General features: G+C 61.8%; 12 protein-coding genes and 5 tRNA genes. 11 read left to right on the top strand and 6 right to left on the bottom strand.

All coding sequences use genetic code 11. The features are described from left to right. Window positions 1–3: 3 nt before the first annotated feature. From pth to C8E00_RS01815, 3 genes are all read left to right on the top strand, one after another. Window positions 4–588: an aminoacyl-tRNA hydrolase gene (pth, locus tag C8E00_RS01825; protein WP_133693806.1), complete on the top strand. Its 585-nt coding sequence runs from the start codon at window positions 4–6 to the stop codon at window positions 586–588. A 113-nt stretch (window positions 589–701) separates the two neighbouring features. Beyond that, on the top strand, window positions 702–1,793 hold the full coding sequence (gene ychF, locus C8E00_RS01820) for a redox-regulated ATPase YchF (RefSeq protein WP_133693803.1): 1,092 nt from the start codon (window positions 702–704) through the stop codon (window positions 1,791–1,793). A gap of 85 nt (window positions 1,794–1,878) precedes the next feature. Beyond that, window positions 1,879–1,955 (top strand) — tRNA-Met (locus C8E00_RS01815). A gap of 63 nt (window positions 1,956–2,018) precedes the next feature. Here the strand turns inward: C8E00_RS01815 and C8E00_RS01810 are convergent. Further along, a complete protein-coding gene (locus tag C8E00_RS01810; protein ID WP_133693801.1) occupies window positions 2,019–3,317 on the bottom strand; it encodes a M18 family aminopeptidase in 1,299 nt (432 codons plus the stop codon). 399 nt (window positions 3,318–3,716) lie between these two features. On the opposite strand from C8E00_RS01810, the gene C8E00_RS01805 reads away from it, so the two are divergent. Together C8E00_RS01805 and ligB are read left to right on the top strand one after the other, a co-directional pair. Next, entirely contained in the window at window positions 3,717–5,783 is a 2,067-nt protein-coding gene (locus tag C8E00_RS01805) for a carboxy terminal-processing peptidase (protein WP_133693799.1), read from the top strand. Window positions 5,784–5,896: 113 nt separating this feature from the next. Next, entirely contained in the window at window positions 5,897–7,702 is a 1,806-nt protein-coding gene (ligB, locus tag C8E00_RS01800; protein WP_243833081.1) for an NAD-dependent DNA ligase LigB, read from the top strand. Window positions 7,703–7,721: 19 nt separating this feature from the next. Here ligB and C8E00_RS01795 read toward each other — a convergent pair. The 5 genes from C8E00_RS01795 to C8E00_RS01775 all read right to left on the bottom strand — a co-directional run bounded on the left by C8E00_RS01795 (window position 7,722) and on the right by C8E00_RS01775 (window position 9,305). Continuing rightward, window positions 7,722–7,797 (bottom strand) — tRNA-Asn (locus tag C8E00_RS01795). Between the two features lie 28 nt (window positions 7,798–7,825). Then, window positions 7,826–7,901 (bottom strand) — tRNA-Asn (locus C8E00_RS01790). A 21-nt stretch (window positions 7,902–7,922) separates the two neighbouring features. After that, window positions 7,923–7,998: transfer RNA gene (locus C8E00_RS01785), tRNA-Asn, on the bottom strand. Window positions 7,999–8,243: 245 nt separating this feature from the next. Further along, a tRNA-Met gene (locus C8E00_RS01780) sits at window positions 8,244–8,320 on the bottom strand. A gap of 91 nt (window positions 8,321–8,411) precedes the next feature. After that, the gene (locus C8E00_RS01775; protein WP_424948534.1) at window positions 8,412–9,305 is read right to left on the bottom strand and encodes a choline ABC transporter substrate-binding protein; all 894 of its coding nucleotides are present in this window, start codon (window positions 9,303–9,305) and stop codon (window positions 8,412–8,414) included. Between the two features lie 293 nt (window positions 9,306–9,598). Between C8E00_RS01775 and betI the strand changes: the two genes are divergently transcribed. The 6 genes from betI to C8E00_RS01745 all read left to right on the top strand — a co-directional run bounded on the left by betI (window position 9,599) and on the right by C8E00_RS01745 (window position 21,197). Beyond that, the gene (betI, locus tag C8E00_RS01770; protein WP_208291854.1) at window positions 9,599–10,210 is read left to right on the top strand and encodes a transcriptional regulator BetI; all 612 of its coding nucleotides are present in this window, start codon (window positions 9,599–9,601) and stop codon (window positions 10,208–10,210) included. A 54-nt stretch (window positions 10,211–10,264) separates the two neighbouring features. After that, on the top strand, window positions 10,265–11,749 hold the full coding sequence (gene betB / locus C8E00_RS01765) for a betaine-aldehyde dehydrogenase (RefSeq protein ID WP_133693794.1): 1,485 nt from the start codon (window positions 10,265–10,267) through the stop codon (window positions 11,747–11,749). 78 nt (window positions 11,750–11,827) lie between these two features. Next, window positions 11,828–13,510 carry a choline dehydrogenase gene (gene betA / locus C8E00_RS01760; RefSeq protein ID WP_133693792.1) on the top strand — a complete coding sequence of 561 codons (1,683 nt, stop codon included), beginning with the start codon at window positions 11,828–11,830 and terminating at the stop codon, window positions 13,508–13,510. A gap of 258 nt (window positions 13,511–13,768) precedes the next feature. Beyond that, window positions 13,769–14,977 (top strand): efflux RND transporter periplasmic adaptor subunit, encoded by a 1,209-nt coding sequence (locus tag C8E00_RS01755; protein ID WP_133693789.1) that lies wholly within the window; start codon window positions 13,769–13,771, stop codon window positions 14,975–14,977. Further along, window positions 14,974–18,096 carry an efflux RND transporter permease subunit gene (locus C8E00_RS01750; protein WP_133693787.1) on the top strand — a complete coding sequence of 1,041 codons (3,123 nt, stop codon included), beginning with the start codon at window positions 14,974–14,976 and terminating at the stop codon, window positions 18,094–18,096. Before C8E00_RS01755 ends, C8E00_RS01750 begins: the two co-directional genes overlap by 4 nt. Continuing rightward, complete coding sequence (locus tag C8E00_RS01745) at window positions 18,093–21,197, top strand: efflux RND transporter permease subunit (RefSeq protein ID WP_133693784.1); 3,105 nt, start codon at window positions 18,093–18,095, stop codon at window positions 21,195–21,197. The genes C8E00_RS01750 and C8E00_RS01745 overlap by 4 nt, the downstream gene beginning before the upstream one ends. Window positions 21,198–21,269: the final 72 nt, after the last annotated feature.

Raw genomic sequence — 21,269 nt, 5'->3', positions numbered from 1 at the left:
CGCATGAGTGACGTCAAAGCGATTATCGGCCTGGGCAATCCAGGTGCGGACTATGATGCCACGCGACACAATGCGGGCGCCTGGGTCGTCGAGGCCCTGGCGCGGGACAGCCTGACGCCGCTGCGTGCCGAGCGCAAGTTCCTTGGCCAGTACGCCAAGGTTCGCTACGCCGGTCACGACGTTCACTTGCTGGTGCCCAGCACCTACATGAACCGCAGCGGCAAGGCTGTCGCCGCGCTTTGTCAGTTCTTCAAGCTCACGCCCGAGGAACTCCTCATCGCCCACGACGAACTGGATATCGCGCCCGGCACCGCACGCTACAAGCACGGCGGTGGCCACGGCGGCCACAACGGCCTGCGCGATACCGCCAGCGCACTGGGCAACGACAAGTCCTTCCACCGCTTGCGCATCGGCGTCGGCCACCCCGGCTCGGCCAAGCAAGTGGTCAATTACGTCCTGGGACGTCCCGGCAAGGCGGAACGTATCGCCATCGATGCCGCCATCGACGAATGCCTGCGAACCCTTCCCGACGTTCTTGACGGTAACTGGGCAGGCGCCATGAACCGCTTGCACAGCTTCAACGCCTGATCGCATCCGCCTTGCGCGACGACCGTGTCTCGCCCATGGCCCAATGCCCCTCTGCCGGGTAGAATGCAGGCCACGTTCATCACGCCTTTTCGCATACGATTCAGGAAGATCACATGGGTTTCAATTGCGGTATCGTCGGCCTTCCCAATGTCGGCAAATCCACGCTGTTCAATGCCTTGACCAAGTCGGGAATCGACGCCGAAAACTTCCCTTTCTGCACCATCGAGCCCAATGTCGGCATCGTCCCCATGCCCGACCCTCGTCTGGATAAACTTGCGGCGATCGTCAAGCCCGAAAAGGTGATCCCGACGACCATGGAATTCGTGGATATCGCCGGCCTGGTGGCCGGGGCCTCCAAAGGCGAAGGCCTGGGCAACCAGTTCCTGGCCAATATCCGCGAAACCCAGGCGATCGCGCACGTCGTGCGCTGCTTCGACAATGACAACGTCATCCACGTCGCCAATCAGGTCGATCCGCGTGCCGATATCGAGACCATCAATCTCGAACTCGCCCTCGCCGACCTGGATACCGTGGAACGCGCCATCCAGCGCCTGGCGCGCGTGGTCAAGGGCGGCGACAAGGATGCCATGGCCACCAAGGCCATTCTCGACCGCATCCAGCCGCATCTCGCCGAGGGCCAGCCACTGCGCAGCTTCGGCCTCGACGCGGACGAGACCCGCCAGCTCAAGAGCTTCGGCTTCTTGACCCTGAAGCCCACCATGTATATCGCCAACGTCAACGAAGACGGCTTCGAGAACAACCCCTATCTCGATGTCGTCAACGACATTGCGCGCGAGGAAGGTGCCGTAGTGGTACCGGTGTGCAACCAGATCGAGGCCGAAATCGCCGAACTCGACGAAGAAGAGCGCAGCGTCTTCCTCGAGGAGATGGGCATGGAAGAGCCCGGCCTGGACCGCGTCATTCGCGCCGGCTATGACCTGCTCGGGCTGCAGACCTACTTCACCGCCGGCGTGAAGGAAGTGCGCGCCTGGACCGTCAAGCAAGGCGCCACCGCCCCGGAGGCCGCCGGCGCGATCCATACCGACTTCCAGAAAGGCTTCATACGCGCCGAGGTCGTCGGTTATGACGACTTCGTGACGCTAGGCGGCGAGCAAGGCGCCAAGGATGCAGGAAAATGGCGCCTGGAAGGCAAGGAGTACATCGTCGTCGATGGAGACGTCGTGCACTTCCGATTCAATGTCTAGCAGCATCCGCGGTCGCCGGACGGCTTAGTGGCGACTAACAGTTGACACATCAGGGAGTTATACGTAGTATACGCCCGCACTGAACGGCTACGTAGCTCAGTTGGTTAGAGCACATCACTCATAATGATGGGGTCCCCTGTTCGAGTCAGGGCGTAGCCACCAGCATCTAAAAAGCCCGCTGACACATTCATGTCGGCGGGCTTTTTTCGTATTCGACCGCGGAGATCAGCTCAGCTCGACGCGGTTCACATAGGCCGTCAACGCCCGGATCAAGTGGTCGGCGTCGCGGCTGCCAGCGGTTTCGCGAATCGAGTGCATGCCCCATTGCGGCACCCCGACATCCAGCGTCGGCACCCCGAGCTCGGTGGCGGTGATCGGCCCAATGGTGCTGCCGCAGCCCATGTCGGCACGCGTCACGAAAGTCTGCACCGGCGTGCCCACCTCGCGGCAGATATCCCGAAACATGGCCGCCGTGGCGCTGTTGGTGGCATAGCGTTGATTGGCATTGACCTTGATCACCGGACCACCGTTGATGGTCGGTCCGTGGTGGGCATCATGCTTATCGGGGAAGTTGGGATGCAACGCGTGCGCATTGTCGCAAGAGATCATGCGCGAGCCCTGAATCAGACGCACCCAGCCGTCTTCGCCGCCCTCGCCCAGTAGCGCATGCACGCGACGCAACACGTCCCCCAGGAAGGGGCCTTGGGCACCGCACGCACTAGCGCTGCCGACTTCCTCATGGTCATTGGCGACGAATACCGCACCTTGCCGCCCATCACTGTTGAGCATCGCTTCGATCCCCATGAAACACGACAGCAGGTTATCGAGGCGCGCGCCGGCGATCAGCTCGCCCTCGATCCCCACACGCGATGGCCGCTGCATGTCGTAGAGAGCGAGCTCATGATCCATCAGCTGGACGTTTTCCAGGCCATGCTGCTCATACAGCCAACGCTTGAGCCATTTTTCCAGGTCGGCTTCTCCCCCGCCCTGCAGCATGACGGGCAGCATCTGCGTCTGGGCGTTCAGGGTACGTCCATTGTTGGCCTCTCGATCGAGATGAATCGCCAAGCTGGGAATGATCGCGACGGGGCGATCAACATGCAATAATACGCCTTGCAGTCGCCCATCCTCACGTCGTACATGGACGCGCCCGGCCAAGCCCAGATCCCGGTCGAACCAAGGCGCCAAGAGCGCCCCGCCATAGACTTCGACGCTTAATTGGAGCCAGTCGCTGCCCGATACTGCCGGATGAGGCTTGAGTCGCAGCCCAGGACTGTCGGTATGCGACCCGATCATGCGCAAACCGCCCAGTTCCTTTTCCGGCACCTGCATGGCGATCAACGACGAATCATTGCGCGTGACGTAAAAACGCTCACCGGGCGCCAATTGCCACGGCCGGGTTTCGTCGAGACGCCGGTATCCCGCCTGATCGAGTCGCCTGGCCATGTTGTCGACGGCATGCCAGGGCGTAGGGGAACGTTCGAGAAAATGTAACAAGCGATCAAGAGTGGGGGCGTGAGCCATGGCCTTCCTCGGAGAAGTATCTGTGACGGATGATACAGACTGCTACAATGCCAGTCCGGTCTGAGAAAACTCAACTCAATGAGCCGGCAATCTAGGGCCTGTTGACATTTCATGCACGGCCGCGCCGGAGCCATTTTTTGTGCGGGGCAAGGCGTGAGGAGCGTAGTTTGGTCATTCCAAATGAACGACGAATAACGCAGCACCGTGCAAAAACCGGCCCGGCCCTTCGGGTTGCGCGGCAAATGGCGCCATGCGGCGTTGCGGGATTGGAAAAGGGAGCCACCCTTCTCTGCATCCCGCGCCTTGCCTGGCGCCATTTGGCGCAGCTACGCGGTTCGCGCTGAAACGTCAACAGGCCCTAGGAACGAGAGTGTACATGAAACCGGGAGTGCTTGATTAATGAGCCTGTTTGCAGCCGCTCGGCGCGCGGCGATCTTGTCACTGTGGCTGGTGGTGTGTGCCCCGGCATTGGCCAATGCCCCGACACCCACCGATCTACAGCGGCAAGCGGCGACGGAAGTTGCTGAATCGCTGCGATATGGACATTACGCCGACATCAATCTGGACGATGAGTGGTCATCGAGAGCGTTTCAGCGCTATCTCGATGTACTCGACCCACAACGTGCCTACCTACTGCGCGATGACGTAAAGGACTTCCAAGATCTCAAGACTTCCTTCGATGAGGCCCTCGACGAGGGAGAACTGGAACGCGTCTATGCACTTTACGCCCGCTACCAGGAACGCCTGAAAGCACGCCTCAACTGGCTGATCGACCGCCTGGCAGACGGCATCGACTTCGATTACAAGGGCAACGAGCGACTGGCACTGAACCGTGAGGACGAAGCATGGGCAAGAAGCCAGGCAGCGCTTGACCAGCTTTGGCAGAAGCGCCTCAAGAATGCCGCTCTAATTCAATCGCTTAGCTCCACTGAGAAGGATGACACCCAGCATATCGCCAAGACGCTGCGCGAGCGTTACGAAAACCAGCTCTCGCGCATCGAACAAACCAACGCCGAGGACGTTCTGGTATTCTTCATGAATGCCGTCACCGGCACCATCGACCCGCATACCGAATACCTGTCGCCCAGGCAGAGTGAATCCTTCGATATCCAGATGAAGCTTTCGCTCGAGGGGATCGGCGCCCTGTTACAGACCGAAGGCGAATACGTCAAGGTAGCCAGCCTGGTCCCCGGTGGTCCCGCCGACAAGGGCAATGCCCTGGAACCCGCCGACCGCATCGTCGCGGTAGGCCAAGGCGAGAATGGCGAAATGGTCAATGTCGTGGGCATGCGCCTGGATGAGGTCGTCGACCTGATCCGCAGTCCCAAAGGCTCCACCGTTCGCCTCGAGGTCATCCCCGCCAAGGCTGTCGATGTGACGCGCACGCACACGGTCCGCATCACCCGCGACACCGTCAAACTCGAAGATCAAGCTGCCAGCAGCGAGGTCGTGACCGTGACCCGCGATGGCGAGAAGCATAAGGTCGGCGTCATCGATGTACCTACCTTTTATGTCGACTTCGATGCCTGGCAGGCCGGTGACAGCGATTACCGCAGCAGCACGCGTGACGTCGCCAAGGAGATCGAAAAGCTCAAGGCAGAGAACGTCGAGGGCATCGTCCTGGATCTGCGCAGCAATGGCGGCGGTGCCCTGCAGGAAGCCAACTCGCTGATTGGGTTGTTCATCGACAGAGGTCCTACCGTTCAGGTGCGCGACGCCCGTGGCCGCATCAATCTCTATGGCGACTCCGATCAAGGCACACGCTACGACGGACCGCTGACCGTACTGGTCAACCGTCTTTCGGCATCCGCCTCGGAAATCTTTGCCGGCGCGATCCAGGACTACGGCCGCGGCCTAGTGGTAGGCACCCAGACCTTCGGCAAAGGGACCGTTCAGACGCTCAGCGATCTCAGCCATGGTCAAATCAAGTTGACCCGTGCCAAGTTCTATCGCATCACCGGTGAAAGCACCCAATTGCGGGGCGTTACGCCTGATATCAAGTTCCCCAGCCTGATCGACAAGGACGATATCGGAGAAAGCGCACTCGATAATGCGCTTCCCTGGGACCGGGTACGCCCTGTGCAGTATCGCCAATACGGTGAGCCACAGCGTTATCTCGATACCTTGCGAAAACGGCATGAAAAACGTGCCAAGCAGAATCCCAACTTCGTCTACCTCAAGCGCGAGGCAGCCCTGGCCAAGCAGCTCAAGGAGCAGCAGACCAGCATCAGCCTGAATCGCGAGCAGCGCAAGCGGGAGATGGAAGCCCAGGAAGCCGAACAACTCTCGCTGGAGAACCAACGCCGCAAGGCACTAGGACTCGACCAGCTCGAGGACTGGGCCGATGCCCGAGAGAGCGATGGCCCTGGCCAGGACAAGGAAGAAGACGAACCTATCGATCGCGCGCAAATCCTCGAAGCCGCGAACATCCTGCTCGACTATGCGCAACTGAAGAAAACGCAGTAAATGTCGCGCCGCCGGCTCACGCCGGCGGCAAGACATGGCGAAATAGGCTGGCCTTTTTTATACTCATTATCTAAATTAAATATCTATAATTTAGATGCGAGATTGAAAGCCTCATGCCAGCCTTTTGCCCTTCCTACCGTCTTGCCTTATGGCTACCTCTCGGCATGCCCTCGATATCGAGCCACTGGCTCCTATGGGGCCTGGTTGCCTATGTTCTCACCATGGGCACGCCGGTATCGGCGTCGACGTGCCCATCACGGCCACCCCACAACCTGCAAACGACTTACCAAGCACTCAGCGCTAAGCTCGCACGTTGGGACCAGGCCTACTATCACCAGGGACGACGCCTGATCGACGATGGCAGCTACGATTCCGCCAAGCGTCAACTCGCTCGCTGGGCTCGCTGCTTTCCATCATTGGTCGCTAAGCGTGTCGTCTTGCATGAACCCAGCGGATCACGACACCACCCAATCCCGCAGACAGGGGTCACCAAGTTACCCGACCGCGCCGCCGTCGCACGTTGGATATCGCAGCAAGCAGGCCACCCATTGTGGATACAGCCCAAGGTCGACGGTGTCGCCGTCACGTTGGTGTACCGGCACTCACGACTGGTCGCGGCCATCAGCCGCGGCGATGGCATAACCGGTCAGGACTGGTATACCAACGCCAGACACATCGCGGCGATTCCGCGACGCCTCCCCGACAACGCGCCATCTCACGTCACGCTGCAAGGCGAGCTCTACGCGCGACTGGAAGATCACCAGCAGTCGCGAGACGGTACCCATGGCGCTCGCGCACGCATTGCCGGTCTCATGTCACGCAGCACCTTGACCCGCCACCAAGGCGACGCGATCGGTTTTTTCGCGTGGGCCTGGCCCGACGGTCCTGCCACCATGCCAGCGCGTCTTGCCACGCTGACCGACTGGGGATTCGACCATGTTGGCGACACCACCCACCCCGTCGACACCCTCGATGACGTCGCACGGTGGCGCAAATACTTGTACCACCACACACTTCCCTTCGCCACCGATGGGGTCGTGGTCAAGCGTGGCGACCGCCCCGGCGGGCACGAATGGGATGCCTCGCCGCCCGAGTGGGCGATGGCGTGGAAGTATCCTGCTCAGTTGGCGATCGCACACGTCGATGCTCTCGACTTCACGGTGGGCCGTACCGGACGCATCACGGTCGTCGCCGAGCTGGAACCGGTCGTCCTGGGGGACAAGCGCGTGACCCGCGTCAGCCTCGGATCCCTGGCGCACTGGCGACGCACGGACGTCCGCCCCGGCGATCAAGTCAGGCTGCGCCTGGCAGGGCTGACCATCCCGCAACTTCAGGACGTCGTCATACGCACACAGCCACGCCCACCGGTCGCGGCACCCGACCCGGAGCGTTACGATCGCCTGTCATGTCTACATTTGGCGCCGGGATGCCGCGATCAATTCCTGGCGCGACTCGAGTGGCTGGGTAGCGACGAGGGGCTGGACTTCGACGGCATTGGCCCTGCCACCTGGCGCCAGTTGGTCGATGCCGGGCTCATCGAGGGACTACTCGACTGGCGCCGGTTGAATACCCGGCATCTCGAGGCATTACCTGGTGTCGGGGCCCTGACCGCACAGCATTGGCAACGTCACTTCGCCGCGGCCACTGGCCGCTCTCCACGCCGCTGGCTTCGCGCGCTGGGGCTGCCCGCCATCCCGCAGGAGGCGCTCGAGGCCGTACTGACACAACATGACATCAGTGAACTCATGCGATGGACACACACCGCCTGGCAGGCGTACTCAGGTATCGGTGCAACGCGGGCGACACAGCTGGAAGACTTTTTCCACGATCCGGAAATGAGACGCCTGATGATATCACTGCAGAAGAACGCAACGGCGCAAGAGACAGGGATGATCGAGACGATCAACAATGCGCGTTAAAGAGGCATGCAACGTCGCTTGGCTCCCCGAACAGGACTCGAACCTGTGACCCAATGATTAACAGTCATTTGCTCTACCAACTGAGCTATCGGGGAATATCAGCGATGTCACTCGGCGGGAAGTTGGCTCCCCGAGCAGGACTCGAACCTGCGACCCAATGATTAACAGTCATTTGCTCTACCAACTGAGCTATCGGGGATCGCCGAGCGCGATCCGGTATTGGCTCCCCGAGCAGGACTCGAACCTGCGACCCAATGATTAACAGTCATTTGCTCTACCAACTGAGCTATCGGGGAACGATGCCGGAGCACGCGACGTAGTATACGGATTCGATCGCCAGCGTCAAGGCTGAAAGTCAATTCCTTCCCGGAAAAGACGCCGCAAGCCTCGAACAATCCCGTTGCGAAACAATGGCCTGTACATGCCTCATGCACGACGAAGACAACCGAGGAGTGCAATCCCAGGAGCGCAACCGAAAGGAATGCGGAACGACGCCTGACGCAAAATGACACCGGGGAGGAAAACCGCGAAAGGAAGGAAGTGGTGGCTACGCCCTGACTCGAACAGGGGACCCCATCATTATGAGTGATGTGCTCTAACCAACTGAGCTACGTAGCCACGTGTCGCACGGTGGATCGCTTGCGACGGGAGCGAATTATGCACATGGGCTTGCCGATTGGCAAGCCCATGGCGTACGCGAAACGTGCGTTTAGCTATCGATACCCAATTCTTTCTTCACGGCTTTCAAGCCGGGCTTGCCATCGGCGGTCGAGACACCCTTGAGCCACTCGTCGAGCACGGAAGGATTGTTCTGCAGCCAGGTACGCGCCGCATCACGCGGGTCTTGGCCACCATCCATGATCTCGCCCATGATCGTGTTTTCCATGGGCAGCGTGAAACGCAAGTTATTGAGCAGCTGACCGACATTCGGGCACGCCTCGGCATAGCCTCCTCGTGTATTGGTATACACGGTGGCACCCCCCAGGTTGGGACCGAAATAGTCATCGGCACCTTTCAAGTAGGCGATATCGTAATTGGTGTTCATCGGATGCGGCTCCCAGCCCAGGAACACCATCCACTCCTTGTCCTGTGTCCTGGCGTTGAGTTCGGCGAGCATGCCCGATTCAGAGGAATCGACCAGGCTCCAGTCGCCGAGACCGAAGGCATCATCATCGATCATCTGCTGGATGATCAGGTTGCCGTCGTTGCCTGCCTCGATGCCATACAAGTTGCTACCGAACTTGGCCGCATGGTCGTCCAGATCCTTGACCGAGGTGACGCCGGCATCATACACGTATTGCGGCACCGCCAACGTATACTTGGCTCCTTCCAGGTTGGCCCCCAGACGATCGACCTGCCCCTTCTCGATATATTCGTCGCTGATCGACGCCATCGACGGCATCCAGTTGCCCAGGAACACATCGAAGTCGCCGTTTTTCATTCCAGCGTAGGCGACAGGCACGGAGACGGTATCGGACGTCGTTTCGTAGTTGAGGGCCTCGAGCACCTCGCGGGTCAAGGCGGTAGTGGCGGTGATGTCGGTCCAACCGACTTCTGCAAAGCGAACCGGCTGGCAGCTTTCCGGCGCATTCGCCATGGCCATGGGTGAAAACAGCGTGGCGCCGCCCAAGAACGCGATCAATGACATCTTGTTAGGCATAGGACTCTCCCTTGCGTTGATGTTGGTGTAATCATTGAATGACAATTCAATAACGTTTTTTTATGCTAAATGAATTCGGTGATTCTTTTCCACTATGGATTTCATTTACCATAGGAAAGATAGCAGATTTTTTATTGATTGAACGTTCAAAAAAAACATTCCATAATACGCCTGACATGGGATAGCACGTGAAGGGCCGCCAAGTCGCCACGCACGTCAGCAGAGGAGAATGCTCGGTGCCCAAACTCGGTATGCAACCCATTCGTCGCCGCCAGCTCATTCAAGCGACACTCGAAGCCATCGACGATGTCGGCCTGGCAGATGCCACCATCGCACGAATCGCCAAGCGTGCCGGTGTCTCGGCGGGCATCATCAGTCACTATTTCGGCGGCAAGGACGGATTGCTCGAATCGACCATGCGCCAGATCCTCTGGGATCTCGGCAATGCCGTCGCCCAGCGCCGCGCTCGAGATGACGTCACGTCTCCACGCGAGCACTTGCATGCCATCATCGACGGTAACTTCGACCGCAGTCAGGTCGACAAGATCGTCATGAAGACCTGGCTGGCATTCTGGTCGGTCAGCATGCACCGCGCCAACCTGCAGCGCTTGCAACGCGTCAACGATCGGCGACTGTATTCGAACATCTGTCACCATTTTCGCCGCTGCCTGCCCAGGCCCGACGCACAGCAGGCGGCACGCGGCCTGGCCGCCATGATCGATGGACTCTGGCTACGCGGCGCGCTCGCACCACAGGGGATAGACGTCGACCGAGCGCGACAACTGGCCTATGACTATGTGGAAGAGCAACTCGCTCACGCCACCTCGCGAACGTCGCCCAATGCCTGATACCCGGCCCCGACACGTTACATTCACGACACATTCACATTGCGGGAGGACCTAATGGCCACTTTCGAGACTCAGCAGCTCTACATCGGCGGTGGACTCGTCGACGCCACATCCGGCGAGACCTTCGACACGATCAACCCGGTCGATGGCAGCCTGCTGGCCAGCGTTCAGCAGGCCGCGCAGGCCGATGTCGACCGCGCCGTCGCGTCGGCCCGCGAGGGACAACGCGTCTGGGCAGCCATGAGCGGCATGGAGCGCAGTCGTATCCTGCATCGCGCCGTCGCGCTGTTGCGCGAACGCAACGACGAGCTGGCCCACCTGGAAACGCTGGATACCGGCAAGCCGATCAGCGAAACCCAAGCCGTGGATATCGTCACCGGCACCGACTCGCTGGAATACTACGCCAACCTCGCGCCCTCCATCGAAGGCACCCAGGTACCGCTGCGCGAGGATTCGTTCTTCTATACGCGTCGTGAACCGCTGGGCGTCATCGGTGCCATCGGGGCCTGGAACTATCCCATCCAGATCGCCTGCTGGAAGTCCGCGCCGGCACTGGCGGCGGGCAACGCCGTGGTGTTCAAGCCCAGCGAGGTCACCCCGCTGACCACCATGAAGCTGGCAGAGATCCTCACCGAAGCCGGCCTGCCGGATGGCGTGTTCAATGTCGTGCAGGGCGACGGGCGCGTCGGCCAGATGCTCACCAACCATGCCGACATCGACAAGATCACCTTCACCGGTGAAGTCGGGACCGGCAAGAAGGTCATGGCCGCCGCCGCAGGGTCGACGCTCAAGGAAGTCACCATGGAGCTGGGCGGCAAGTCACCCCTGATCGTCTTCGAGGATGCCGACCTGGAGCGCGCCGCCGACGCCGCGATGATGGCCAACTTCTACTCCAGCGGCCAGGTCTGCACCAACGGCACGCGCGTCTTCGTGCAGCGTTCGGTGCAGGCGGACTTCGAGGCCAAGATCAAGGAGCGCGTCGAACGCATCAACGCCGGCGACCCCCTGGATCCGGCGGTCAACTTCGGTCCGCTGGTCAGCTTCGAGCATCAGGAAAAGGTGCAACGCTATATCGATCTGGGCACCCAGGAAGGCGCCCGTCTGCTGGTCGGCGGCGGTCGCTGGGACCACAGCGATGCGTCGGGTATCGACTGGTCCAAGGGCGCCTGGGCCGTGCCGACGGTGTTCACCGATTGCCGCGACGACATGCGCATCGTGCGCGAGGAAATCTTCGGCCCGGTGATGTCGGTCCTGGTCTTCGACGACGAGGAAGAAGTCATTGGTCGTGCCAACGATACCGGCTACGGCCTTGCCGCCGGTCTGTTCAGCGAAAGCCTGAACCGTGCGCACCGCGTCATTCATCGCCTGCAAGCCGGCATCTGCTGGATCAACACCTGGGGCGATTCGCCGGCGGAAATGCCGGTGGGCGGCTACAAGGAATCCGGCATCGGCCGTGAAAACGGTCTCTCGTCGCTCGATCAGTACACGCAGATCAAATCGGTACAGATCGAAATGGGGCCCTTCCCCGCCGTGTTCTGATGCAACGTCCGTGGCCGGTGCCAGCCGGCCACGGACGTATTCCTGTCTTTCGTTCGACCACGTGAAGGAGGGCCGCTCATGACACAGGCTCGTGAATTCGATTACATCATCATCGGGGCCGGTTCCGCCGGCAACGTACTCGCCACGCGACTCACCGAAGATCCCGACGTCCAGGTCCTGCTGCTCGAGGCCGGTGGCCCCGACTATCGCTTCGACTTCCGCACCCAGATGCCGGCGGCGCTGGCCTATCCTCTACAGGGCAAGCGGTACAACTGGGCCTTCGAGACCGACCCCGAACCCCACATGAACAACCGTCGCATGGAGTGTGGTCGCGGCAAGGGCCTCGGCGGCTCATCGCTGATCAACGGCATGTGCTACTTGCGCGGCAACGCGCTGGATTACGACAACTGGGCCAAGATACCGGGCCTGGAGGACTGGAACTACCTGCAGTGCCTGCCCTACTTCAAGCGCGCCGAGACCCGCGACATCGGCCCCAATGAGTACCACGGCGGTGACGGCCCGGTGTCGGTGGCCACACCCAAGGAAGGCAACAACGAGCTCTATGGCGCCTTCATCCGCGCGGGCATCGAGGCCGGCTACCCGGCCACCGAGGACGTCAACGGCTATCAGCAGGAAGGCTTCGGCCCCATGGACCGCACGACGACGCCGAACGGGCGTCGTGCCTCCACGGCGCGCGGCTATCTCGATATCGCCAAGCAACGCCCCAACCTGACCATCGAGACGCATGCCACGACCGATGTCATCGAATTCGAGGGCAAGCGCGCCGTCGGCGTGAGTTACGAGCGCAAGGGCCAGGCCCAGCGTGTTCGTGCACGCCGCGAGGTACTGCTGTGCGCAGGCGCCATCGCCTCGCCGCAGATCCTGCAGCGTTCCGGCGTGGGCAATCCCGAGCATCTCAAGGAATTCAACATTGCCGTGGTGCACGCGCTGCCGGGCGTCGGCGAAAACCTCCAGGACCACCTGGAGATGTACATTCAGTACGAGTGCAAGAAGCCCATTTCACTGTACCCGGCGCTCAAGTGGTACAACCAGCCGAAGATCGGTGCCGAGTGGCTGTTTTTCGGCAAGGGCGTCGGCGCCAGCAACCAGTTCGAGGCAGCCGGCTTCATTCGCACCAACGATCAGGAAGAATGGCCCAACCTGCAGTACCACTTCTTGCCGATCGCCATCAGCTACAACGGCAAGAGCGCGGTGCAGGCCCATGGCTTCCAGGCCCACGTCGGCTCCATGCGGTCCATGAGCCGTGGTCGCATTCGCCTGACCTCGCGCGATCCCAAGGCTGCGCCGAGCATCCTGTTCAACTACATGGCGCACGACAAGGATTGGCAGGAATTCCGCGACGCGATCCGCATCACGCGCGAGATCATCGAACAGCCGACGATGGACGAATATCGCGGCCGCGAAATCTCGCCGGGGCCGAAGGTGCAAAGCGACGCCGAGCTCGACGAGTTCGTGCGCCAGCACGCCGAGACCGCCTACCACCCCGCCGGTTCCTGCAAGATGGGCAGTGCCGATGACGACATGGCGGTGGTCGACGGCGCAGGGCGCGTGCATGGCCTCGAAGGGCTGCGCGTCATCGATGCCTCGATCATGCCCGTGATTGCCACCGGCAACCTCAACGCGCCGACGATCATGATCGCCGAGAAGATGGCCGACAAGGTGCGCGGGCGCGATCCGCTACCACCCGCCGAGGTCGATTACTACGTCGCTCATGACGCTCCGGCACGCCGCAAGGCCTGACGACGCTTGAACCGACATGGCGTCCATTCCCAATACCCGATGCATGCGCATCGGGTATTGTTGCATTATCCTTCCTTAATTCTTGCCCACCATCCCTTTAGAATGTGCACGATCGCCCAGCCGATTCGCCGGTGCCGTCATTCAAGCAGTGTTTCCTGGAGGGAACCTCTCGTTACAATACACATCTTAACCCGGTGACGCCTGCTCCCCGACACGACCACGCACCGGAATGCCTTCGACAAGGATTGATGCCACGTCATGCCCCACTCTCGCCGTCCATGGATCGCGCTACTCATCGCCGTCTCGATCGCCCTCGCCCTGTGGTGGATCCCTGACTGGCAAACCCAGGCCCCTTCAGACGCCGCACCGGCCAATGCACGTGAGGACAGAGGTACGGCCGTGGCCGCCATCGCGGCACGGCGCGGCGATCTCGCGATCACCGTCGGGGCGCTGGGCACCGTGCGTTCGCTATCGAACATTGCACTGTATCCGCGTGTCGAAGGTGAACTACTCACGGTGGATTTCGAGGAAGGTGAGCATGTCGAGAACGGACAGCTCCTGGCGACCATCGATCCGCGCGATTACCGGGCCCAGCTAGCGGCCGCCCAAGGACAGCTGGTCCAGGACCAAGCGCAACTGCAATCGGCCCGCGAGGATCTCGAGCGCTATGAGACCTTGGCGCAGAGTCAGTCGATCTCTCGTCAGGAACTCGAACAGCAACGCCAATTGGTACGTCAGTACGAAGGGGCCGTCGCCAGTGACCGGGCCGATATCAAAAGCGCCCGGATTCAACTGGACTACACCCGCATCACGGCGCCCAGCGACGGCCTCATCGGCATCCGCAACGTCGATCCCGGCAACTTGGTCAGCAGTAACGACGACCAACCCATCGCCACGCTCACTCGCCTCGATCCGATCTCGGTGATCTTCTCATTGTCCAGCCAATACGTGCCGACCTTGCGCCAGCAACTCGCGTCGGGAGACGCCCCCACCGTCACCGCTACCACGGTCGGTGGCGAACGTCTCGAAGGACGCCTCACCAGCATCGACAGCCAGATCGACCCCGCCACCGGCACCGTGCGGCTCCGGGCCCGCTTCGACAACGACAGGGGCCGTCTCTACCCTAACGCCTTCGTCGATGTGCGTCTGACGGTGAACACGCTGCATGACCGGGTCATCGTGCCCGCCCCTGCAATACAGACCGGTCAGGACGGCCTCTTTGTATACGTCGTCGGCGACGACGAGACGGTGACCCGACACCCCGTCGAGGTCACCGCCAGCGAAGATCACCGCAGTGCCGTGGCCAGCGGTGTCTCCGCAGGCCAGCGCGTGGTCGTCGATGGCATCGACAGCATACGCAACGGCGCCAAGGTACGTGTCGTCAGCAACGCCCTGCCAGGAGAAGCCGACGCGTCCTCGGCGGCCGACGACGAGGCCGACACCAACACGCCACGAGATGCTTCATGAATCCATCGCGGCTGTTCATTCTGCGGCCGGTCGCCACCTCGCTGGTGATGCTGGCCATCCTCATCACCGGCGTGTTTGCCTATCGGCTGCTCAGCATTTCGTCGCTTCCCGAGGTCGACTTTCCCACCATCCAGGTCACCACGCTGTACCCCGGCGCAGGACCGGACGTCATGCTTTCCCATGTCACCGCCCCCTTGGAAGACGAACTGGGGGAAATCGCCGGCCTCGAGGACATGAGCTCGACCAGCACCGGGGGCGCCTCGCTGATCACGCTACGTTTCGGCCTCGACAGCGATTTAGGGGTCGCCGAACAGGAAGTGCAGGCCGCGCTCAACCAGGCGGAGACTCTGCTGCCCGAGGATCTCCCCCGTCCACCGAGCTACAGCAAGATCAATCCCGCCGACACGCCGATTCTGACGCTGGCCGTGACCTCCAAGAGTTTGCCCTTGACCGAGGTCCATGACCTGGTCGACAACCGCCTGGCACAGAAACTTGCCCAGGTCAGTGGCGTCGGCGAAGTACGGCTTTCGGGTGGCAATCGTCCCGCGGTACGCATCGATGTCGACGCGCGCCAACTCGCCGCCCACGGGCTCGACCTGTCCAGTGTGCGCAGCGCCGTGGAAAGCGCCAACGTCAACCAGGCCAAGGGCACGATTTACGGGCCCTACCGCGCCTATAGCATCGACGCCAACGACCAATTGACCTCTGCCGAGGGATACCGGGACCTCATCCTCAAGTACGAGAATGGGGCGCCACTGCGGTTGAGTGACGTAGCCAGCATCGACGCCGGCGCGGAAAATGCCAAGCTGGGCGCCTGGGCCAACGGCGAACCCGCCATACTCATCGACGTGCTGCGCCAGCCCGGCGCCAACGTGGTCGGCGTGGTCGATGATATCGAGCAACGCTTGCCAACATTATCAGCGAGCCTGCCGAGCAGCGTCGACGTGAACATCTTGAGCGATCGTACTACCACGATTCGCGCCGCCATCGAGGATGTACAGTTCGAACTGATCCTCGCCATCGCGCTGGTGATCATGGTCACCTTCCTGTTTCTGCGCAACCTGCCGGCAACGCTGATTCCCAGCCTGGCCGTCCCCCTGTCGCTGGTCGGCACCTTCGGCGCCATGTACCTGGCCGGTTTCAGCCTCAACAATCTCACCTTGATGGCGCTGACCATCGCCACCGGTTTCGTCATCGACGACGCCATCGTGGTGCTCGAGAACATCACCCGCTATCTGGAGCGCGGCGAGACGCCCTTGCAGGCTGCCCTCAAGGGCTCGCGTCAAATCGGCTTCACCATCCTCTCGTTGACCATCTCGCTACTGGCGGTACTGATCCCGTTGCTTTTCATGGGCGGCGTGGTCGGCGTGCTGTTTCGTGAATTCGCCATCACGCTGGCGATTTCCATCATCATCTCGGCGTTCGTCTCCCTGACCCTGACGCCGATGCTCTGCGCGCGGTGGCTGCGGCGCCGTCCCGACGATGCGCAGAGCACCCCGCACGCCCTCGACGACGAAGCCCTCGTGCGCCGCCGTCCCGGCCTTTTCGGGCGCCTCACGCGCGGTTACGAACGTGTTCTGGACAGGGTGCTCGGCCATCAGACCCTGACGCTATGGCTGGCACTGGGCACCTTCGTACTGACGGCCGTGCTGTTCTGGATGGTCCCCAAACAGTTGTTCCCGGTTCAGGACACCGGAACCTTGCGCGGCATCACCACGGCCACTCAAGCGACCTCCTATCAGGCCATGTCGGCGCGTCAGAAGGCGCTGGCCGAGCGCTTGATGGATGATCCCGCCGTGGCCGATATCGCCTCGAGCATCGGCATCGATGGCACCAATACCACGCTCAACAGCGGACGCCTGCAGCTCGATCTGGTCGACCTGGATGCACGCGAGGCCGACCTGGACACCATCATCGCCCGGCTGCTCGATGAGGCCGCCGAGGTTCCCGGCATCCAGCTGGCACTGACCCCGGTGCAGAACCTGACGCTGGAAGACACCGTCAGCCGCTATCCGTATCAGTTCGCCTTGACCCAGGGAGATCGCGAGCAACTCGCCCAGGACGTCCATGCCATGACCCAACGTCTCGAGAAGGCGCCGGCCATCGCCCATGTGGCGACCGATCTCCAGAATTCAGGGCGCAAGCTCGCGGTCGAGATCGACCGTGAGCGTGCCAGTCGGCTCGGCATCTCGGTCGCCGACATCGACGACGCCCTCTACGATGCCTTCGGCCAGCGCCTGATCTCGACCATCTTCACGCAATCCAACCAGTACCGCGTCGTGCTGGGCGCCAAGCAGGCCAATGCCGAGGGGCCCGAAGCCCTGAAGCGGCTCTACGTGAGCGGCAACGACGACGCCATGGTGCCGCTGTCGAGTCTGGTGAGCGTCGAGGAAGTCCCCACGGCTCTGTCACGCCAGCGCCTCAACCAGTTCCCCTCGGCGCTGATGTCATTCGCACCGGCCGCGGATCATTCGCTGTCCGAGGCTTTCGCCGCCGTGGAAGCCGCCCGTGACGACGTGCTGGCCGCCGAGACACGGCTCGAATTCCGCGGCACCGCCCTGGCGTTCACCACGTCGACGCGCGACACGGTATGGCTGATCGCCGCCGCCGTGATCACCATGTACATCGTCCTCGGCGTGCTCTACGAGAGTTACATTCATCCACTGACCATTCTGTCCACTCTGCCATCGGCGACGATCGGTGCCTTGCTGGCCTTGATGCTCAGCAATAACGCCTTGGGCATGGTGGCCCTCATCGGCATCATTCTGCTGATCGGCATCGTCAAGAAGAATGCCATCATGATGATCGACTTCGCCCTCGAGGCGCAGCGGGAACGGGGGCTGTCGGCATATCGCGCGATCCACAGTGCCGCGCTACTGCGCTTCCGGCCGATCATGATGACCACCTTCGCCGCCCTGCTCGGGGCGCTGCCGTTGATGTTCGCCAGCGGTTACGGGGCCGAGCTGCGCCGCCCTCTGGGCATGACCATGGTCGGCGGTCTATTGCTGAGCCAATTGCTGACGCTCTTTACCACGCCGGTGATCTACCTGTTCTTCGACCGGCTTGCCGAACGCTGGCGTCGGCGTGGCAAGACCCCCGACGGTGAGGTGAACGCGTGAGCGTCGCGAGTCCCTTCATACGTCGCCCGGTCGGCACCGCATTGCTGGCGCTGGGCGTCGTGCTACTCGGGCTGCTGGCCTACCAGCGCCTGCCCGTGGCACCGCTGCCCAACGTGTCGTTTCCCACCATCGTGGTCAGCGCCAGTCTTTCCGGGGCCAATCCCGAAACCATGGCCACGACCGTGGCGACGCCGTTGGAACGCTCGCTGGGAAACATTTCAGGGGTCTCGCAGATGACCTCGAGCAGTTCGGATGGCTCGACGCGCATCACCGTGCAATTCGATCTCGACAAGGACATCAATGTCGCCGCACGCGAAGTGCAGGCCGCGATCAATAGCGCTCAACCGCTGTTGCCCAGCGCCATGACCCGTCGTCCCAGCTATCGCAAGCTCAACCCGGCGGCGGCGCCGATCATGATCCTGTCGATCACCTCCGACACGCTGCCCACCAGTGAGCTCTATCAACTGGCCGAAGAGCGCATCGCCCCGCCCATCCTGCAGGTTCCCGGCGTCGGTGACGTCAATGTCGGCGGCAGTTCGTCGCCGGCGGTGCGCGTGGCGCTCGATCCACGTCGGCTTGCACATGCGGGTGTATCGCTGACGGCGGTCGCCAATGCGATACGCAGTGCCACCACCAGCACACCGACCGGTTTCGTGGCCTCTCCCACCACACGCTGGGAAGTCGACACCGACTCGCAACTGATGCAAGCCGACGCGTTCAAGGATCTCATCGTGGCGCGCGGCGAAGACGGTGCGGTCATGCACTTGAGCGACGTCGCCGACATCGAAAACGGCGTGGAAGACCGTTATAACGTGGGATTTCAGAATGAGCAGCCGGCCGTACTGCTCATCATCAGCGCCAGCAGCGGTGCCAACGTCATCGACACCATCGCCGGGATCCGTGAGCGCATGGCGTCCATCGAGAGCCTGCTTCCCGATAGTGCCTCGCTCAGCGTGCAACTCGATCGCGCTCCCGGTATACGAGCGTCCTTGCAAGAGACCCAGCTCACACTGATGCTGGCCATCGCACTGGTGGTCCTGGTGGTGTTTCTGTTCCTGCGCAATGCACGTGCCACGCTGATCCCCAGTCTGGCGATTCCCGTGTCGCTGATCGGCACCTTCGCGATGATGCATGTCATGGGTTTCTCGCTCGACACGCTGTCGCTGATGGCCCTGATCGTATCGATCGGCTTTCTCGTCGACGACGCCATCGTGGTGGTCGAAAACATCGCCCGTCATATCGAACGCGGCATGCCGCCCCGACAGGCGGCCTTGCAAGGCGCACGCGAAGTAAGCTTCACGGTCACCTCGATGAGCGTCTCGCTGGTGGCGGTCTTCCTGCCGCTGCTGTTCATGGGCGGCTTCATCGGGCGCATGTTCTTCGAGTTCGCGATGACGTTGTCGCTGGCAGTGCTGGTCTCGCTGGTGGTGTCGTTGACACTGACGCCCATGCTCTGTGCGCGCTGGTTGCGCCCGGGACGCGATCGTCGTGCCCCGCGCTGGGAGACTGCGCTGATGGCGTTCGGTCAGGGCTGTCAGCGCCTGTATACGCGCAGCCTGGATGTTGCCCTGCGCCATCGGCGCTTGACGCTCCTCTCGCTGATCGGGGTGATCGTGCTCAACGGGTATCTCTACGTTGCCGTCGACAAGGGGTTCATACCTCAGCAGGACACCGGACGCTTGATCGGCTTCGTGCGCGGCGACCAGAGTCTGTCGTTCGACGCCATGTCGGCCAAGTTGCGTACCATTCGTGAGCGCCTGGCACGTGCCCCCGAGGTGCATAGCGTGCTGGGCTTCATGGGAGGCCGTGGCGGTGGCGCCTCGGCGACCTTGTTCATCACTCTCGAGGAGGGGCAATATGCGGCGGGCACGCAAGCCGTCGGCAATCGATTGGCGATGTCGATGAACGATCTGCCCGGCGTGAGCACCTCGATGATGGCCCTGCAGGACATTCGCATCGGCGGTCGCGAGAACAGGGGAGCGCAATACGAAATCACCCTCAAGAGCGACGATCTCGCCTTGCTCGATACCTGGTCGCAGCGCGTCAGCAACGCCATGCAGAACATCGACGGACTGACCGGCGTCAACAGTGATAGCCGGGGCGAGGGCCAGGCCGTGGAGCTGAGCGTCGATCGTGACACCGCCAGGCGTCTCGGTGTCGACATGCAGGAGGTAGATACACTGCTCGGCAACGCCTTCGCACAAAGCAGCGTCGCCAGCCTTTACGATGCCGACAACCAACGCTACGTGATCCTCGAGGTGGCCGAGGAATACCGCAATACACCAGAGGCCATTTCACGCTTGCACGTCATTAACGATGAAGGCGATGCGATCCCCGTGTCGGCATTCAGTCACCTGGAGGAAAGCACCGCCCCGGTGACCGTCAACCATCAGGGTCAGTTCGCTTCCAGCACGGTCTCGTTCAACCTCGAAGACGGCGTCACACTGGGCGAGGCCACCCAGCGCATCCGCCGCACGGTGAACGACCTGCGCCTGCCCACCGCCGTCCAGGTGGATTTCGAAGGCAGCGCAGGCACCTTCCAGAGCGGCATGCAAGCCATGCCGTGGCTGATTCTGGCCGCGCTCGTGACGGTCTATCTGGTACTCGGCATTCTCTACGAAAGCTACATCCACCCACTGACGATTCTGTCGACGCTGCCGTCGGCGGGAGTGGGTGCCCTGTTGGCGCTGATGCTGCTCGATACGCCGTTCACGCTCATCGCCCTGATCGGCATCATCCTGCTGATCGGCGTGGTCAAGAAAAATGCCATCATGCTGGTCGACTTCGCTGTCATTGCCGAGCGCGAACGCGGCCTGAGTGCGTTCGAGGCCATACGCGAAGCGGCCGTGGTACGCTTTCGCCCCATCATGATGACCACGCTGGCCGCCATTCTCGGCGCGATTCCGCTGTTGCTGGGCACCGATGAAAACGCCGCCCTGCGCGCACCGCTGGGCATTACCATCATCGGCGGCCTGATCCTCAGCCAACTCTTGACGCTCTACACCACGCCAGTGGTCTATCTCTACCTCGACCGGCTGCATCGCCGACTGCGTCCGGCCCGACTCGACAACACGTCGCCGCACTCGACATCAACCCCCTGAATGCCCTGCCCCGCGCCGCCCTATGCAGCGCGGGGCTCTCACCAATCGTGAATGATGACCTCCTGCCAGAAA

The organism is Chromohalobacter marismortui (genome assembly GCF_004364315.1).
In the GTDB taxonomy this organism is placed as follows: domain Bacteria; phylum Pseudomonadota; class Gammaproteobacteria; order Pseudomonadales; family Halomonadaceae; genus Chromohalobacter; species Chromohalobacter marismortui.
This window is presented reverse-complemented; position numbering and strand designations above follow the sequence as displayed.

Excerpts from the sequence above, each read along its gene's own strand:
- pth (WP_133693806.1), top strand. The coding sequence starts at position 4 with ATGAGTGACGTCAAAGCGATTATCGGCCTGGGCAATCCAGGTGCGGAC.
- ychF (WP_133693803.1), top strand. The coding sequence starts at position 702 with ATGGGTTTCAATTGCGGTATCGTCGGCCTTCCCAATGTCGGCAAATCC.
- C8E00_RS01810 (WP_133693801.1), bottom strand. The coding sequence starts at position 3,317 with ATGGCTCACGCCCCCACTCTTGATCGCTTGTTACATTTTCTCGAACGT.
- C8E00_RS01805 (WP_133693799.1), top strand. The coding sequence starts at position 3,717 with ATGAGCCTGTTTGCAGCCGCTCGGCGCGCGGCGATCTTGTCACTGTGG.
- ligB (WP_243833081.1), top strand. The coding sequence starts at position 5,897 with ATGCCAGCCTTTTGCCCTTCCTACCGTCTTGCCTTATGGCTACCTCTC.
- C8E00_RS01775 (WP_424948534.1), bottom strand. The coding sequence starts at position 9,305 with ATGGCCATGGCGAATGCGCCGGAAAGCTGCCAGCCGGTTCGCTTTGCA.
- betB (WP_133693794.1), top strand. The coding sequence starts at position 10,265 with ATGGCCACTTTCGAGACTCAGCAGCTCTACATCGGCGGTGGACTCGTC.
- betA (WP_133693792.1), top strand. The coding sequence starts at position 11,828 with ATGACACAGGCTCGTGAATTCGATTACATCATCATCGGGGCCGGTTCC.
- C8E00_RS01755 (WP_133693789.1), top strand. The coding sequence starts at position 13,769 with ATGCCCCACTCTCGCCGTCCATGGATCGCGCTACTCATCGCCGTCTCG.
- C8E00_RS01750 (WP_133693787.1), top strand. The coding sequence starts at position 14,974 with ATGAATCCATCGCGGCTGTTCATTCTGCGGCCGGTCGCCACCTCGCTG.